The sequence below is a fragment of the Spectribacter acetivorans genome (assembly GCF_031846305.1).
GTDB lineage: Bacteria > Pseudomonadota > Gammaproteobacteria > Nevskiales > Salinisphaeraceae > Spectribacter > Spectribacter acetivorans.
Genome location: NZ_JAVRHY010000002.1, coordinates 111,293 through 126,713, shown reverse-complemented (window position 1 = coordinate 126,713; position 15,421 = coordinate 111,293). Strand labels below are relative to the sequence as shown.

Below are 15,421 nucleotides of genomic sequence, written 5' to 3'. Positions count from 1 at the left end.
GGGCTGATCACGAATGAATGAGCCGCCCCGAGGGCGGCCCATCCCCGCGCCGCACCTGCGACGCAATAGCGGAATTTTGCCAGAAAGCCCGCCCCGCAACCAGATCAACGCGGCGGCAGCACCTCGCGCGGGTTGATCGGCGCGCCATCGCGGCGGACCTCGAAGTGCAGCGCCGGCTGCTGGTTGGGGCCGACACCCATTTCCGCGATCGCCTCGCCCACCTCGACCTGCCGGCCCTGCTCGACCAGCAGCTTGCGGTTGTAGCCATAGGCGGACAGGAATTGTTCGTCGTGCTTGATGATCACCAGATTCCCATAGCCCTTCAGCCCGGTCCCACTGTAGACCACCCGTCCGGCCTGGGCGGCGTGCACCGTGTCGCCCGTCTTGCCGCCGATGTCGATGCCGCTGAGCGATTCGCCGCCGGTATAGGCCCGCAGCACCGCGCCGCCCGCCGGCCAGCGCCAGCCTTCCGGCCGCGGGCGGCTGGCAGGCGGCGTCGGCGTCGGCGCCGGGGTGGGACTGGCGGCGGGCTGACGGCGAGTGGTGCGGGTGGTTTCCTCGGCCTTGTCGGATGACGGCGACTCGGCCCGCACCGGGCCGTAGGGGTCCAGCGTGAGTTCCTGGCCGGGATAGATCGTGTACGGCGGATCGATATCGTTCCAGCGGGCCAGGTTCTGCCACTTGACGCCGTAATCCCAGGCGATCGAGTACAGCGTCTCGCCCCGCGCCACCGTGTGCAGTTCGGGCCGGAACGTCTGCCGCAGGGAGCAGCCCGCCAGGAGCGCTGCCACCAGCAGCGCTATAACTGGTACCAGAGCACTCCGACGGCGATGAGCAGCACCATTGTCCATCCGATCCAATCGACGTACCGCAACAGTTGACGCTCCAGCGCCGGGCCGAACCAGCGCACCAGCGCCGCCACCAGAAAGAACCGCCCGCCCCGGCCGATGGCCGAGGCGGCGACGAACGGCAGCAGCGGCATGGCGCCGGCACCTGCTGCAATCGTAAACACCTTGTAGGGAATGGGCGAGAAACCTGCCACCAGCACTGCCAGGAAGCCCCAGTCGGCAAACCAGTCGCGCACCCGCAGGTAGCCGGTCCAGTAGCCCATGGTCTGCATCCAGACGGTGGCCGCGTCGAGCAGGAATACGCCGATGACATACCCGGCCACCCCGCCCACTACCGAGGCCAGCGTGGTGATCAGGGCAAAGCGCCAGGCCCGTTCCGGCCGCGCCAGGCACATGGGCGCGAGCATCACGTCCGGCGGAATGGGAAAGAAGGAGGATTCGGAAAAACTCAGCCCCGCCAGCCACCAGTTGGCGCGGGGATGGGCCGACGCCCGCAATACGGCATCGTAGAGCCGTCGCCAGATTCGCGTCATTCCAGCCCGGCGACCAGCGGCACGAAACTCACCGGGTCCAGCTCGCGGGTGGTGACGTCGCGGCCCTGGCGCTGCATCACCATCAGCCGCTGATTACCCGGCGCGCCCACCGGCGCCACCAGCCGGCCGCCGTCGGCGAGCTGATCCAGCAGCGCCGCGGGCACTTCCTCGCCGGCGGCGGTGATCAGGATGCCGTCGAACGGCCCGTAATCCGGCAGGCCCAGCGTGCCGTCGGACAGCCGCACCCGCACGTTGATATAGCCCAGCTCCCGCAGGCAGGCCCGGGCCCGCTGATACAGCGGCGGAATCCGCTCCAGGCTATAGACCGAGCGCACCAGTTCGCCCAGCACCGCGGCCTGATAACCGCTGCCGGTGCCGATTTCCAGCACCGTATCCGGCGGGTCGCCCTCGCCCAGCAGCAGCGCGGTCATGTGCGCCACCACGAATGGCTGGGAAATGGTCTGGGCGTGGCCGATGGGCAGGGCCGTGTCCTCGTAGGCCTTGTAGGACAGGGCCTCGTCGATGAAGGCATGGCGCGGCACGCGGGCCATTGCCTCGAGCACCGCCTCGTGGGTGACCCCTGCCTGGCGCAGGCCGGCCACCAGCCGATCGCGCGCCCGCTGCGAGGTCACGCCCAGGCCGCGGGCGTGCGGATGTCGGCTAGGGAACCTCTGATTCATGCCGACACGGTCACGCCGGAGTCTTTGCGCGTTTCTGGCAAGGAATGAGGAGTGCGGTTTGCTGATTGCAAATAAGCGACGAATGACGCCGTCCAGGAGCGCGCAAAGGCCCGGCCCCTTCGGGGTTTGGCCCAAAAGCTTCGACTGCGGCGTTGCCCGGCTTGACCGTGGGGCCTGCCACGGCGCGGCGCCGGGCGCCTTGCATTCGAAGCTTTTGGGACACAAACGTGATCCGCGTGGGCATAAATCAGAGGTTCCACAATCACAGCCCCTGTACCCACCCCGCGATCTGGTCCAGCGCGGCGAACCGGGTGACATCGGTCTGGATCGGCGTCACCGATACCCGCTTGTTGGCCACCGCATGGAAATCGGTACCGGCGCCGGAGTCGGACTCGGCCCCGGCCGGGCCGATCCAGTAGATGGGATTGCCGCGCGGATCGTTCTGGCGCACCACCCGCTCGGCGCGGTGGCGGTTGCCCAGGCGCGTGGCCTCGTGGCCGGCCAGTTCGTACAGCGGACAGTCCGGGACATTCACGTTGAGAATGGTATCGGCCGGCAGCGGGTCGCGCTGGAGCAGATCGACAATGGAAACCGCGACCTGTGCGGCGGTGTCATAGTGGGACGGCGACTCGCCGTGCAGCGACACCGCCACCGCCGGCAGGCCGAGAAACCGACCCTCGGTGGCCGCCGCCACGGTGCCCGAGTAGAGCACGTCGTCGCCCAGATTGGCGCCGGCGTTGATGCCGGAGACCACCATGTCGGGCTCCCAGTCCAGCAGGCCGGTGAGCGCGATGTGCACACAATCGGTGGGGGTGCCGTCCACGCAGTACACCGAGTCCTCGTGGGAACGCACCCGCAGCGGCTGTTCCAGCGTCAGGGAATTGCTGGCGCCGCTGCGGTTGCGGTCCGGCGCCACGGTGACCAGCTCATGGCCGGCTGCGGCCAGGGTCTGGCGCAGGCAGGTCAGGCCGGGTGCGTGGCACCCGTCGTCATTGGAGAGCAGAATGCGCATGCAGGGTGCTGATAATGGTTATAAAGTGGCGCCGGATACCGGCGCGGCAGCAGCCGTTATGGTAGCGCATCGGGCCGCCAACCGCTGATCGCCATGGATCGAAAGCCGACCAGGACACTGACCCCGGAGGAACGCGACCTGTTCCGGCGCGAAGCCGCCGACGCCGCGCCCCTGAGCGGCAGTCAGCGGCGCCGCCCGGAACCGGCTACGCCGTCAACCCGCCCACTGTCGCGCGAGGCCGACGAGGCCGCGGTAATCGCCTCCCTGCTCGATCAGGACCCGGAGGACGTGGAAACCGGCGAGGAATTCATGTTCCGCCGTCCCGGCATCCAGTTAGCCACCCTGCGCCGCCTGCGCCGCGGCCAGTACCGCTGCGATGCCGAGCTGGACCTGCACGGCCAGTTCGTGAACACCGCCCGCCATGCGCTCGCGGTGTTCCTGGCGGAGGCCCGCGAACGCGATCACCGCTGCGTGCGCATCATCCACGGCAAGGGGCTGCGTTCGGGCAACCGCGGCCCGGTACTGCGTCAGAAGGTGGCCGGCTGGCTGCGCCAGCGCAACGAGGTGCTGGCCTACTGCTCGGCCCGCCGGGTGGACGGCGGCACCGGGGCCGTCTACGTTCTGCTCAAACGCGCGTGAGCCGCTTTTCCAGGCGCTTGCGCAGCGTGTCGAACGGCTGATAACCCTCGGTGAGACGCTTGTAGCCGCGCGCATCGCTGATGATTACGGCGGGCATGCCTCGCACCCCGAACTGGTGCCGTCGATGAAAATCCTCCTGGGTGGCCTCGCGGGTATCCGGGTCGTTCAGGCAGGCCGCGAACGCGTCAGCGTCCGGCGCCAGGTTCCCGGCCAGCTCGATCAGCACGGCGTCATCGGTCAGGTCGCGGGCCTGACGATAGAAGGCCCCCTGTAGCCGGTCGAAGTAGGCCAGCGCCATGTCCGGGGCCAGCCGGCGCATGGCCACCACCGCCCGGCAGGCCGGCTCGGTGTCATAGACAAAGCCCTCGGGCATGGCGGCGTCGAAGTCGAAGGTCAGCCCGGTATGCGCCTGGACTTCTGCCCAGTGATGCAGCACCCAGCGGCGCTGGCCCGGCGGCAACACCATCGCGTTGCCCGGATACAGGCCGCCGGCAATCAGCTCCACCCCGATCCGGTCGCCGTAGGCGGCCACCAGCCGGCGCATCTCCGGGCCGAATCCGTAGCACCAGGAACACATCGGGTCGGCGATGTAGAGCAGGCTGGCGTCGGTCATGCCGACTCGGCGGGTCGCTCTCTTGCGGGCTCGGTCACGTCGATGATCTCGCGTACCAGCATGGTGGCAAAACTGCCGGACGGCAGCGAAAAGCGCATTCGCAGGGAATCCGCGTCCGGCCAGTCCCAGGCCAGATCCGGCACCACCGCCCGCAGCGGCCGGCGGGCGGCATCCACCTTGTGCTTGACCAGACCGGCCAGCCAGGCCTCGAAGGGCGCGGTCACGTCGTTTTCCAGTGCCAGCACCTCGCCCGCGACCTCCGGCCGGCCACGGCCGGGCAGCGGGCCGCTGGGATGGATGTCGAATTCCGCCAGGCGGCGCTGCAGGGTGTCGCCGGCGATTTCGTCATCCGGCGGCTGAAAGCCGCTCTGGCTGCCGGCCAGACAGACGAATTCGCCGGGCAGCAACCGGTTCCAGTCGCCCTGCTCGACCCGCCGCGCCAGTACCTGGTTGAACAGGTGGGAACGCGCGGCCGACAGCGCGAAGCTGCGCCCGGCGGGCTTCATTCGCCGGCCGGCGAACAGCTGGTCCGCCAGATCCAGATTGCGGGCCCCGTTGCCGAAGCGCTGGGCGCCGAAGTAGTTGGGAACACCGGCCTCGCGTACGCGGACGAGTGCCTGTTCCATCCGGTCGCGATCACCCTCGACCGAACGCAGACACAACTCGAACCGGTTGCCCCGATGGGTGCCGCGGCGCAGCTTGCGGTCGTGGCGGGTCATCGTCAGCCACTCGACGCCATCCAGATCCGGCGGGTCCGGGGCTACCTGCTTGATCGGCACCGGCAGGGAGAACCACTGAGTGGTGACCGCGTGCCGGTCCTTGAGGCCGGCCATGCCGATGTCGCGGGAACGCAGGCCGTAATGGTCGGCCAGCCGGTCTGCCACGGCAGCGGTGTTCCAGCCGGTCTTGCGGGCCTGCAGCCAGAGGTGCTCACCCTGCCCGGTCAGGGTGACGGGCATCAGTTCCTCGACCCGAAAATCCGCATCCTCGGCCCGCATCAGCGCGCGGGCAGCCGGAGCCGGCCCAGCGGTGGGCAGCAAGATAACGGGATCGGGTCTGGGGGCGGGAGCGCCGGTCAACGGCGATCGATGACCAGGTAGAACTGCTCGCCTTGCTTGATCATGCCCAGATCGGACCGGGCGCGACCTTCCATCGCCTTGCCGCCGTCGTCGAGCTCGGCGATTTCGGCGGCCATCGCGTCGTTCCGGGCGCGCAGCACCTCGTTCTCGCCGGCCAGGGTTTCGATCTCCTGGCTCAATCGGTGGGTATCGGCATACCCGCCGTCACCCACCCACAGCCGGAACTGCAATCCGGCGATGAGCAGGCACAGCGCAATGATGGCAATGCGGTCCATGGGCGGAGTGTAGCGCTCCACCGACGCAAATGCACAAGCGGCGAGGTGTGTTCCCTCGCCGACTGACTAGACCGGGAACGCCTCGCGGCCGGGGTATTTCGCCCGATCGCCCAGCGCCGCCTCGATGGCCAGCAGCCGGTTGTACTTGGCCACCCGGTCGGAACGGGACATCGACCCGGTCTTGATCTGGGTGGCGCGGGTGGCCACGGCCAGGTCGGCGATGGTGGCGTCCTCGGTCTCCCCGGAGCGGTGCGAGACCACCGCGGCGTAATCGGAGCGGGTGGCCAGATCAATCGCCCGCAGAGTTTCCGTGAGGGTGCCGATCTGGTTGGGCTTGACCAGAATGGCGTTGGCCACCCCGGCGTCGATGCCCTGGCGCAGGATGCGGGTGTTGGTGACGAACAGGTCATCGCCCACCAGCTGCACCTTGTCGCCCAGGCGATCGGTAAGCAGTTTCCAGCCGTCCCAGTCGTCCTCGGCCATGCCGTCCTCGATGGTGAGGATCGGATACTCGTCCACCAGCCCGGCCAGATAATCGACGAAACCGGGGGCGTGGAAGTCCTTGTTTTCGGAGGCCAGATAGTAACGGCCATCGCGGTAGAACTCGGTGCTGGCTACGTCCAGCCCCAGCCAGACATCCTCGCCCGGCTTGTAACCCGCACGCTCGATCGCGGTGACGAGCGTTTCCAGCGCCGCGGCGTTGGAGGGCAGATCCGGGGCGAAACCGCCCTCGTCGCCCACTGCGGTATTCTGGCCCCGTTCGGCCAGAAGCTTTTTCAGGTGCTGGAAGATCTCCGCGCCGCAACGTACTGCATCGGAAAAGGATTTGGCGCCGGTGGGCAGGATCATGAATTCCTGCAGATCGACGTTGTTGTCGGCGTGGGCGCCGCCATTGATCACGTTCATCATGGGTACCGGCAGCTCGCGGGCGTCATCCCCGCCGAGGTGCTGGTAGAGCATCTCGCCGGCGTCCGCGGCGGCCGCGTGCGCGGTGGCCAGCGAGACCCCGAGAATGGCGTTGGCGCCGAGCTTGCCCTTGTTGTCGGTGCCGTCGAGATCGATCATGCGCTGGTCCAGACCAGCCTGGTCATCGGCGTCGAAGCCCTTGAGCGCGCGGCCGATCTCGCCGTTGACGTTGGCCACGGCCTTGGTCACGCCGCGGCCCAGGAACCGGTCCTTGTCGTCGTCGCGGAGTTCAACCGCCTCGAGCGAACCCGTGGAGGCGCCGGACGGCACCATCGCCCGGCCCACCGCGCCGGATTCGAGCATCACCTCGGCGGCTACCGTGGGATGCCCGCGGGAATCGATGACCTGAAGACCCTTGATCGACTTGATTTTCGACATAAACGCTTTTTACCAACTAACTAGATTAAAACGATTCTTCGAGATAAGGATGACGTTTGGCGACACTGTCCAGCGCCTGCAATGTCTCGAGCAGTTCCCGTACGCGGTTCAGGGGTAGCGAGTTCGGCCCGTCGCACAGCGCTTCATCGGGCCGCGGGTGGGTTTCCATGAACACGCCGGCCACGCCGGCCGCCACCGCGGCCCGCGCCAGGACCGGAATGTATTCCCGCTGGCCCCCGGACACCGTCCCCTGCCCGCCCGGCAGCTGCACCGAATGGGTGGCGTCGAACACCACCGGGCAGCCGTGGTCGCGCATGGCGGCCAGGCCACGCATGTCCACTACGAGGTTGTTGTAGCCGAAGCAGAAGCCGCGTTCGCACAGCATCAGCCGATCGCCGCCGCCGGCGGCCACCGCCTTTTCCACGATGCGGGCCATGTCCCAGGGCGACACGAACTGCCCCTTCTTCAGGTTGACCGGCCGGCCGCAGGCCGCCACCCGCTGGATGAAATCGGTCTGGCGGCAGAGAAAGGCCGGAGTCTGCAGCACGTCCACCACCTCGGCCACCGGGGCAATCTGTTCCTCGGTGTGGACGTCGGTGAGCACCGGTACGCCGATCTGCTCGCGTACGGACTGGAGAATCTTCAGCCCCGCGTCCAGGCCCGGCCCGCGATAACTGTCATGCGAACTGCGATTGGCCTTGTCGAAGGAGCCCTTGAACACGTAGGGGATGCCCAGCTCCCGGGTGACCTCGGCCAGGTGGCCGGCCACATCCAGCGCTAGCTGGGGGGATTCCAGCGTATCCGGGCCGGCAATGACAAACAGCGGCGCCCGCGGCCCCACTTCGAACCCGCAGAGATTCATGCGGTCCGGCGTTCACGCGCCGCGGTGACGAATCCGATGAACAGCGGATGCCCGTCGCGCGGCGTGGAGGTGAATTCGGGATGGAACTGGCAGCCCAGAAACCAGGGATGGTCGGCCAGCTCCAGAATTTCCACCAGATCGTCCTCGACCGAGAAGCCGGAAAACGTCAGCCCGTGGTCGCTGAGCACCTGCCGGTACTGGTTGTTGAATTCGTAGCGGTGCCGGTGGCGCTCGAGCACCTGCTCGCGGCCGTAGAGCCGCGCGGCCAGACTGCCGGCCACGAGATCGCAGCGCTGCTCGCCCAGGCGCATGGTGCCGCCCAGGTCCGAACTTTCGCTGCGCCGCTCCACCCCGCCGGCGACGTCGTGCCACTCGGTGACCAGCGCGATCACCGGCTCGGTGGCGTAGGGCTGGAATTCGGTGCTGTGGGCGCCGGTCAGGCCGGCCACGTGGCGGGCGAACTCGATGGCGGCCACCTGCATGCCCAGGCAGATGCCCAGATACGGGATGCCCGACTCGCGGGCATGGCGGGCGGCGAGAATCTTGCCCTCGATGCCGCGCTCGCCGAAACCGCCGGGGACCAGCACGGCGTCACAGCCGTCCAGCACGCCCGGACCCTCGGTTTCGATCTGTTCGGAATCCACGTAACGGATGTTGACCCGCGTACGGGTATGCAGCCCGGCGTGGGCCAGCGCTTCGTTGACCGACTTGTAGGCGTCGGCCAGATCCACGTACTTGCCGACCATCGCGACGTTGACGTCCACGTCCTGCCGGGCGCGGGCGGCCACCAGCTCGCCCCAGCCGGACAGGTCGGCCGGGCCGGCGCTGAGACCGAAGTGTTCGATCACCAGGCCATCGAGGTGCTGCGCCTGCAGCAGCGAGGGAATCTTGTAGATGTCATCCACGTCCTCGGCGGCGATGACGTGGCGCTCGTTGACGTTGGTGAACAGCGCGATCTTGCGCCGCTCGCCGTCGGGCAGCGGCCGATCCACCCGGCACACCAGCACGTCCGGCTGGATGCCGATGGAGCGCAGTTCCTTCACCGAATGCTGGGTGGGCTTGGTCTTCATCTCGCCGCTGGAGGAGATGTAGGGCACCAGCGTGAGGTGCATGAACAGCACCCGGTCACGGCCCAGTTCCACCCCGAGCTGACGAATGGCCTCGAGAAACGGCAGGCTTTCGATGTCACCGACCGTGCCGCCGATCTCCACCAGGCAGACCTGGGCGCCTTCGGCCCCTTCCAGGATGCAGCGCTTGATCTCGTCGGTGATGTGCGGAATCACCTGCACCGTGCCGCCCAGATAGTCGCCACGGCGCTCCCGACTGATCACGTTGTTGTAGATCTGGCCGGTGGTGAAGTTGGAAAGCCGCGAGGTGCGGTGTTTCAGAAAGCGCTCGTAATGCCCGAGATCCAGGTCGGTTTCCGCCCCGTCGCGGGTGACGTAGACCTCGCCGTGCTGGAACGGGCTCATGGTGCCCGCATCCACGTTCAGATACGGGTCGAGCTTGATCATGGAGACTTCGAGCCCGCGCGATTCCAGCAGCGATCCCAGCGATGCGGCGGCAATGCCCTTGCCCAGCGAAGACACCACCCCGCCGGTCACGAAGATATAGCGAGTCGCCGACGATTCGGAGGTCATGCGGATCCCGGAAGCGAGAAGGTAAGCGGACTAGACGGGCGCGAACGCGTCAGCGCGCATGCTAGCCCAATCCCCCCGGGCTCACAACGTTGCGGGCGGCCATCCGGGCAGGCGGGTGGACCAGTGCAACGGCGGCAGAACGGCGCCAGCCGGCAGTTCGGCGGGGTCGGCAACAAGCCAGTCGGCCACCGCTACCAGGCGCTCGTCGGCAAACACCAGCGGCAGCCGCTCGCGCACCCACGGCGGGACGCCCGCCTGCCGGCAGAGTTCGCCCAGGGATGCGTGATGGGCGCGTCCCGGCAGCCGCAGGCGTTCACCGCCGCGCCGCAATCGCACCTGCAACGGGACCGGGCATGGTGCCTCGGCATCGAGCTGCCCCAGGCCGCCCGGCAGATCCAGCGGAACACTGCCATCCCAGTCCACCTGCCAGCCGGCCGGCGCCGGCGATAGCTGGGTGAACGCGAACAACCGGCCGTTGAAGCGGCGCAGCTCGGTCCCCGGCCAGGTCACTCGAGGCTGACGCGAGGCCGCGGCCCCCAGCGCCTGTTGCCGGATCTGGGCCAGATGGCGTTGATCCGGGCAGTCGAGGCCCAGCCCGCGCAGCCAGTACCGCAGCAGGTTGCGCTGCCGGTCGACGCCAAGCTGGCGCAGGGCCTCGACATCGAGGGTCTCGCCCCGGGCGCTCCCGGCCAGATCCGCCGCCGCCAGCTCGTCGAGCAGACGGCGGGCTTCCGCGGCACTGGCGGCGGCGCGGGACAGCGATGTCGCCGCCGCCGGCCAGCGTGCCGCCAGCGACGGCCAGACCCGTCCACGCAGATAGGCGCGGTCCACCGCATCATCCTGATTGCTGGGGTCCTCGATCCAGGTCAGCCCCAGCTCCCGGGCCCGGGCCAGAAGATCGGCCCGGGTAAGACTCAGAAACGGCCGCGCCGGTCGCGCACCCGTGGGGGCCTGGGGCATGGCGGCTAGCCCGGCTACGCCGCTGCCGCGCAATGCCTGCAGCAGGAAGGTCTCGGCCTGATCATCCGCATGATGGGCGGTGACCAGCCGTTCATCCGGCTGCAGCGCCACAGCCAGCGCCCGGTAGCGGGCATCGCGGGCCGCTGCCTCGGGGCTCTCACCCTGCCCCGTCGCCACCGTCACGTCGCGCCGCTCGAGCGTCAGCCCCAGCCCTTCGCAGACCGTCCGGCAGTGGTCGGCCCAGCGTCCGCAATCGGGATGCATGCCGTGGCAGACATGGACGGCCCGCACACGGCCCGGGGCGATGGCGGCGAGTTCGTGCAGCAGGACCGAGGAATCCACGCCGCCGCTGAATGCCACCAGCCAGTGGCCATCGTTGGCCGGGTCGACCAGATCGGTCAGGGCGGCCCGGATTCGCTCGCGCGGCGACGCCACCGCGGGGTCCGGTTCAGGCCTTGAAGTCGCCGAAACGCATCAGGCGTTCGTGCCGGCCGTTGACCAGGTCAGTGCCGCCGGTGCCCAGCAACTGATTGACCGCCGCGTCCAGGCGCTCGCCGAGGCGGTTGGCCATGACGTCGAAATCCCGGTGGGCGCCGCCCAGCGGCTCGGGGATGATCTCGTCGATCAGCCGGTGTTCGTACAGGCTTCGGGCGGTGAGCTTCATCGCGTCGGCGGCCTCCTGGGCCTTGCCCGAGCTTTTCCAGAGAATCGAGGCGCAGCCTTCCGGGGAAATCACCGAATAGACGCTGTATTGCAGCATCGCCACGTGATCCCCTACGCCGATGGCGAGCGCCCCGCCGGAGCCGCCCTCCCCGATCACGGTGCAGACGATGGGCGTGCGCAGGCGCGACATTTCCAGCAGGTTGCGGGCGATGGCCTCGCTCTGATTGCGTTCCTCGGCGCCGATGCCGGGATAGGCGCCGGGCGTATCGATGAAGGTGAGCACCGGCATGCGGAAACGCTCGGCCATCTGCATCAGCCGCAGCGCCTTGCGATAGCCCTCGGGCTTGGGCATGCCGAAGTTGCGGTGGATCTTTTCCTTTGTGTCACGGCCCTTCTGGTGGCCGATGACCATCACCGGCCGCCCACCCAGGCGCGCCGGGCCGGCGATGATGGCGGGATCATCGGCGAAATGACGGTCGCCGTGCAGTTCCTCGAAATCGCTGAAGATCGCGTCGATGTAGTCGCGGGTGTAGGGCCGCTGCGGGTGCCGGGCCAGCTGGGTGATCTGCCAGGGCGACAGCTTGCCGAAGATTTCCTCGGTGAGACTGCGGCTCTTGCTTTCGAGGCGGCCGATCTCCTCGTTCAGATTGACCTCGCTGCCGTCGGCCACGAACCGCAGTTCCTCGATCTTGGCCTGCAGTTCCGCAATCGGTTTCTCGAAATCCAGATACTCGAGGTCTTTGGTTGCCATGCCGTTCCCGGTTGTTCTGATCGATCGCCGTCAGGCGGCGGATGCGTCGCCGCGGCGGCGGTAGCGGATATCCACCGACTCCGGCCCGAGCAGGCCGCGCAGGTCCTGTAACAGAGCTTCGCAGGCCCGGACGCGCCGGTCCGGAATGGTCAGAACCCCCCGACCTACGGCGTTCTCGTACCGCACGACGATCCGGCATCCGCCCTCCGCGCCATACCGGTCGAGACAGCCCACCAGTTGCTGCAGGTCCGGCGACGACGACGCCGACAACTGTAACAGCAAGCGGCTGGCAAAGCGTTCCCGGGCGGCGTCCACATCCATGATCTCGTCGGGCTGGACGCGGTAGGCCTCGGTGTAATCATCCCACTGCAACTGACCCCGCACCACCAGCAACTGATCCTGCGCCAGCAGGTGCTCGAAGCGGGCGGCCTTCTCCTCGAACAGCGGGCATTCGATGCGGCCGCTGCGGTCATCCAGGGTGATGATCAGCCGCCGGGCACGGCGCACGCGACGCAGCTCCACCACCAGCCCGGCGATGACGACCTCGCGCCGGCCGTTGCGTTCGCTGGGCCGTTCGCCATCGCCCACCAGGTCGCTGATGCGGCCGCTGGTGAAATGCCGCAGCTCGTGTTCCCAGGCGTTGATGGGATGGCCGGTCAGGTACAAGCCCAGGGTGTCGCGCTCGGCCTTGAGGCGCTCTTCTTCCGGCCACTCCGGCAATGTAGCCAGACCCGGGCCGGCGGCCTCGTCGGGGCCCGCGTCCAGACCGAACATGTCGTTCTGGCCCACGGTGGCGGCACTGCGGTGTTGCACCGCCGCGGCCAGGGCATCGCCCAGCCCGGCCATCAGGCTCGCGCGGTTGGGGCCCAGCGGGTCCAGCGCGCCGGCGCGGATCAGGGCCTCGAGCGTGCGTCGATTGAGTTTGCCGGTGTCGATGCGGCGACAGAAATCGTGCAGATCGGCGAAGGTGCCGCCCGCTTCGCGCTGGCCGATCATGGCCTCGATCGCGCCGCGCCCGACACCCTTGATCGCCCCCAGACCGTAGCGGATGGTGCCGTCGTCGACCACCGAGAAATCGTAGGCCGAGGCATTCACGTCCGGGCCCAGCACCTCGATGTCCATGCGCTGGCACTCGTCGATCAGGGTCACCACCTTGTCGGTGTGATCCATGTCGGCGGACAGCACCGCGCACATGAACGCGGCCGGGTAATGGGTCTTGAGCCAGGCGGTCTGGTAGGACACCAGCGCGTAGGCCGCCGAGTGCGACTTGTTGAAGCCGTAGCCGGCAAACTTCTCGATCAGGTCGAAGATGTAAGCGGCGGTGTCGCCGGCCACGCCCTGGGCTTCGGCACCTTCGACGAACACCGCCCGCTGCTTGGCCATTTCCTCGGGCTTTTTCTTGCCCATCGCCCGGCGCAGAAGATCCGCGCCACCCAGGCTGTAGCCGGCCAGCTCGCGGGCGATCTGCATCACCTGCTCCTGGTACAGGATCACGCCGTAGGTGGGCTCGAGCACCGCTTCCAGCCGGGGGTGCGGGTACTGGATCTTGGCCCGCCCGTGCTTGCGGATGATGAAATCCTCCACCATCCCAGATTCCAGCGGCCCCGGCCGGTAGAGGGCCACCAGCGCCACGATGTCCTCGAACTGATCGGGCAGCAGGCGCTTGATCAGCCGCCGCATGCCGGCGGATTCCAGCTGGAACACCGCGGTGGTATGACCGGACTTGAGCAGCTTGTAGGTGGGCGCGTCGTGCATCGGCACGTGGCGGATATCGATGGCCTCGCCGCCCTGGGCCTCGAGGCGCCGATTCGCGATCGCCACCGCGCGGTCGATGATGGTGAGCGTGCGTAGGCCGAGAAAATCGAACTTGACCAGACCCACCGCCTCGACATCGTCCTTGTCGAACTGGGTCACCCGGTTGCCGCCGTTGGGTTCGCAGTACAGCGGGGTGAAATCGATCAGGTCGCTGGGGGCGATCACCACCCCGCCGGCGTGCTTGCCGGGATTGCGGGTTAGCCCCTCGAGCTTGAGACACAGATCGATCAGGTAGCGGACCTCGTCGTCGTTGTCGTAGCCCTCGCGCAGCTCGTCGGACTCGCCCAGCGCCCGCTCCAGGGTCATGTCCACGGCAAAGGGCACCTGCTTGGCGATGCGGTCGACATAGCCGTAGGGATGCCCCAGCACCCGCCCCACGTCGCGTACCACCGCGCGGGCGGCCATGGTGCCGTAGGTGATGATCTGGGAGACCCGGTCCTCGCCGTAGCGCTGGGCCACGTACTCGATGACCCGGTCGCGGCCGTCCATGCAGAAATCGATATCGAAATCCGGCATGGACACTCGTTCGGGATTTAGAAACCGCTCGAACAGGAGGTCGTAACTCAATGGATCAAGGTCGGTAATACCGAGCGCATAGGCCACCAGCGAGCCGGCGCCGGAGCCGCGCCCCGGCCCCACCGGCACCGCATTGGCACGGGCCCAGGCGATGAAATCCGCCACGATCAGGAAGTAACCGGGAAAGCCCATCGACTCGATCACGTCGAGTTCGTGATCCAGCCGCTTTCGGTAACCCGGCTCGGCCGCGCTGCGGGCATCGGCGTCCGGGAACAGGTCCGCCATCCGCTCGACCAGACCGGCTTCCGATTCCGAACGCAGGTGGGACGCCGCGGTATGCCCCTCGGGGACCGGGAAATCCGGCAGGAAATTCTCCCCCAGCGACAGCGTCAGGTTGCAGCGCCGGGCCACCTCCACCGTGTTGGTCAGGGCCTCGGGCAGATCGGAAAAGGCCGCGGCCATTTCCTCGGCCGTCTTCAGGTACTGCTCGGCGGTGTAGTGACGGGTTCGGCGGGGGTCGGCCAGCGTGGTCCCCTGATGGATGCACACTCGGGCCTCGTGGGCCTCGAAGTCGTCGCCATCAAGGAAGCGCACGTCGTTGGTGGCCACCACCGGGATATCCTGCGCCAGCCCCAGTTCCAGGCTGGCGGCCACGCTGGCTTCCTCGCCCGCCCGGCCGGTACGGGTCAGCTCGAGGTAGAAACGGTCGGGGAAACGCGCCTGCCAGCGTCTGGCAGCCGCTTGCGCCAGTTCCGGCTTGCCGGCCGCGAGCAGCCGGCCGATCTCACCGTGATCGGCACCGGACAGGGCGATCAGCCCGTCGGTACGGCCATCCAGCCAGTCCGGATGGGTGATGGCCTGTCCCCGCTGCTGCCCATGCAGATAAGTGTGGGTGAGGATTTCACAGAGATTGCGGTAGCCGCGGCCGTCCTGGCACAGCAGCGTGGCCCGGGCCGGGGCCTCGTCGGCGCGCTCACGCAGCCACAGGTCGGCCCCGATGATCGGCTTGATGCCGGCGGCCAGGGCCGCGCGGTAGAACTTCACCATGCCGAACAGGTTGGCGTTGTCGGTGATCGCCACCGCCGGCATGTCGGCGTTGCGCGCGGCCTCCAGCAGCGGCTTGATCCGCACCAGCCCGTCCGATAGCGAGTATTCGGTGTGCAGTCGCAGATGGACGAATTCGGCCGGCAT

Annotated in this window: 14 protein-coding genes; 1 reads left to right on the top strand and 13 read right to left on the bottom strand. The window is 68.0% G+C overall.

Features of this window, described 5'->3' with window-relative positions:
* Positions 1-104: 104 nt before the first annotated feature.
* The 4 genes from RM531_RS02580 to surE form a co-directional block, all read right to left on the bottom strand.
* Positions 105-791, bottom strand: a complete 687-nt coding sequence (locus RM531_RS02580; RefSeq protein ID WP_311657074.1) for a peptidoglycan DD-metalloendopeptidase family protein — start codon at positions 789-791, stop codon at positions 105-107.
* 8 nt (positions 792-799) lie between these two features.
* Positions 800-1,381, bottom strand: a complete 582-nt coding sequence (locus RM531_RS02575) for a YqaA family protein (protein WP_311657072.1) — start codon at positions 1,379-1,381, stop codon at positions 800-802.
* Entirely contained in the window at positions 1,378-2,061 is a 684-nt protein-coding gene (locus RM531_RS02570; RefSeq protein WP_311657070.1) for a protein-L-isoaspartate(D-aspartate) O-methyltransferase, read from the bottom strand. Before RM531_RS02570 ends, RM531_RS02575 begins: the two co-directional genes overlap by 4 nt.
* A gap of 262 nt (positions 2,062-2,323) precedes the next feature.
* Entirely contained in the window at positions 2,324-3,073 is a 750-nt protein-coding gene (gene surE, locus RM531_RS02565; protein ID WP_311657068.1) for a 5'/3'-nucleotidase SurE, read from the bottom strand.
* 93 nt (positions 3,074-3,166) lie between these two features.
* Between surE and RM531_RS02560 the strand changes: the two genes are divergently transcribed.
* Positions 3,167-3,712 carry a Smr/MutS family protein gene (locus RM531_RS02560; protein ID WP_311657066.1) on the top strand — a complete coding sequence of 182 codons (546 nt, stop codon included), beginning with the start codon at positions 3,167-3,169 and terminating at the stop codon, positions 3,710-3,712.
* Here the strand turns inward: RM531_RS02560 and RM531_RS02555 are convergent.
* From RM531_RS02555 to dnaE, 9 genes are all read right to left on the bottom strand, one after another.
* Positions 3,699-4,325: a DsbA family protein gene (locus tag RM531_RS02555; RefSeq protein WP_311657064.1), complete on the bottom strand. Its 627-nt coding sequence runs from the start codon at positions 4,323-4,325 to the stop codon at positions 3,699-3,701. The two genes, RM531_RS02560 and RM531_RS02555, sit on opposite strands and share 14 nt — an antisense overlap.
* Positions 4,322-5,365: a tRNA pseudouridine(13) synthase TruD gene (truD, locus tag RM531_RS02550; protein ID WP_311657063.1), complete on the bottom strand. Its 1,044-nt coding sequence runs from the start codon at positions 5,363-5,365 to the stop codon at positions 4,322-4,324. Before truD ends, RM531_RS02555 begins: the two co-directional genes overlap by 4 nt.
* 35 nt (positions 5,366-5,400) lie before the next feature.
* Positions 5,401-5,679, bottom strand: a complete 279-nt coding sequence (locus RM531_RS02545) for a septum formation initiator family protein (RefSeq protein ID WP_311653270.1) — start codon at positions 5,677-5,679, stop codon at positions 5,401-5,403.
* A gap of 66 nt (positions 5,680-5,745) precedes the next feature.
* Positions 5,746-7,023: a phosphopyruvate hydratase gene (gene eno, locus RM531_RS02540; protein WP_311657062.1), complete on the bottom strand. Its 1,278-nt coding sequence runs from the start codon at positions 7,021-7,023 to the stop codon at positions 5,746-5,748.
* 25 nt (positions 7,024-7,048) lie between these two features.
* Positions 7,049-7,885 carry a 3-deoxy-8-phosphooctulonate synthase gene (gene kdsA, locus RM531_RS02535; RefSeq protein WP_311657061.1) on the bottom strand — a complete coding sequence of 279 codons (837 nt, stop codon included), beginning with the start codon at positions 7,883-7,885 and terminating at the stop codon, positions 7,049-7,051.
* Positions 7,882-9,525: a CTP synthase gene (pyrG, locus tag RM531_RS02530; RefSeq protein ID WP_311657060.1), complete on the bottom strand. Its 1,644-nt coding sequence runs from the start codon at positions 9,523-9,525 to the stop codon at positions 7,882-7,884. The genes kdsA and pyrG overlap by 4 nt, the downstream gene beginning before the upstream one ends.
* Before the next feature lie 81 nt (positions 9,526-9,606).
* Positions 9,607-10,920 carry a tRNA lysidine(34) synthetase TilS gene (gene tilS / locus RM531_RS02525; RefSeq protein ID WP_311657058.1) on the bottom strand — a complete coding sequence of 438 codons (1,314 nt, stop codon included), beginning with the start codon at positions 10,918-10,920 and terminating at the stop codon, positions 9,607-9,609.
* 13 nt (positions 10,921-10,933) lie between these two features.
* The gene (locus RM531_RS02520) at positions 10,934-11,899 is read right to left on the bottom strand and encodes an acetyl-CoA carboxylase carboxyltransferase subunit alpha (RefSeq protein WP_311657056.1); all 966 of its coding nucleotides are present in this window, start codon (positions 11,897-11,899) and stop codon (positions 10,934-10,936) included.
* Between the two features lie 30 nt (positions 11,900-11,929).
* Positions 11,930-15,421 (bottom strand): DNA polymerase III subunit alpha, encoded by a 3,492-nt coding sequence (dnaE, locus tag RM531_RS02515; protein WP_311657054.1) that lies wholly within the window; start codon positions 15,419-15,421, stop codon positions 11,930-11,932.

Bases quoted from the DNA above. Each gene is read 5' to 3' on its own strand.
- RM531_RS02575 (WP_311657072.1), bottom strand. From the start codon at position 1,381: ATGACGCGAATCTGGCGACGGCTCTACGATGCCGTATTGCGGGCGTCG.
- RM531_RS02570 (WP_311657070.1), bottom strand. From the start codon at position 2,061: ATGAATCAGAGGTTCCCTAGCCGACATCCGCACGCCCGCGGCCTGGGC.
- surE (WP_311657068.1), bottom strand. From the start codon at position 3,073: ATGCGCATTCTGCTCTCCAATGACGACGGGTGCCACGCACCCGGCCTG.
- RM531_RS02560 (WP_311657066.1), top strand. From the start codon at position 3,167: ATGGATCGAAAGCCGACCAGGACACTGACCCCGGAGGAACGCGACCTG.
- RM531_RS02555 (WP_311657064.1), bottom strand. From the start codon at position 4,325: ATGACCGACGCCAGCCTGCTCTACATCGCCGACCCGATGTGTTCCTGG.
- RM531_RS02545 (WP_311653270.1), bottom strand. From the start codon at position 5,679: ATGGACCGCATTGCCATCATTGCGCTGTGCCTGCTCATCGCCGGATTG.
- eno (WP_311657062.1), bottom strand. From the start codon at position 7,023: ATGTCGAAAATCAAGTCGATCAAGGGTCTTCAGGTCATCGATTCCCGC.
- kdsA (WP_311657061.1), bottom strand. From the start codon at position 7,885: ATGAATCTCTGCGGGTTCGAAGTGGGGCCGCGGGCGCCGCTGTTTGTC.
- pyrG (WP_311657060.1), bottom strand. From the start codon at position 9,525: ATGACCTCCGAATCGTCGGCGACTCGCTATATCTTCGTGACCGGCGGG.
- RM531_RS02520 (WP_311657056.1), bottom strand. From the start codon at position 11,899: ATGGCAACCAAAGACCTCGAGTATCTGGATTTCGAGAAACCGATTGCG.
- dnaE (WP_311657054.1), bottom strand. From the start codon at position 15,421: ATGCCGGCCGAATTCGTCCATCTGCGACTGCACACCGAATACTCGCTA.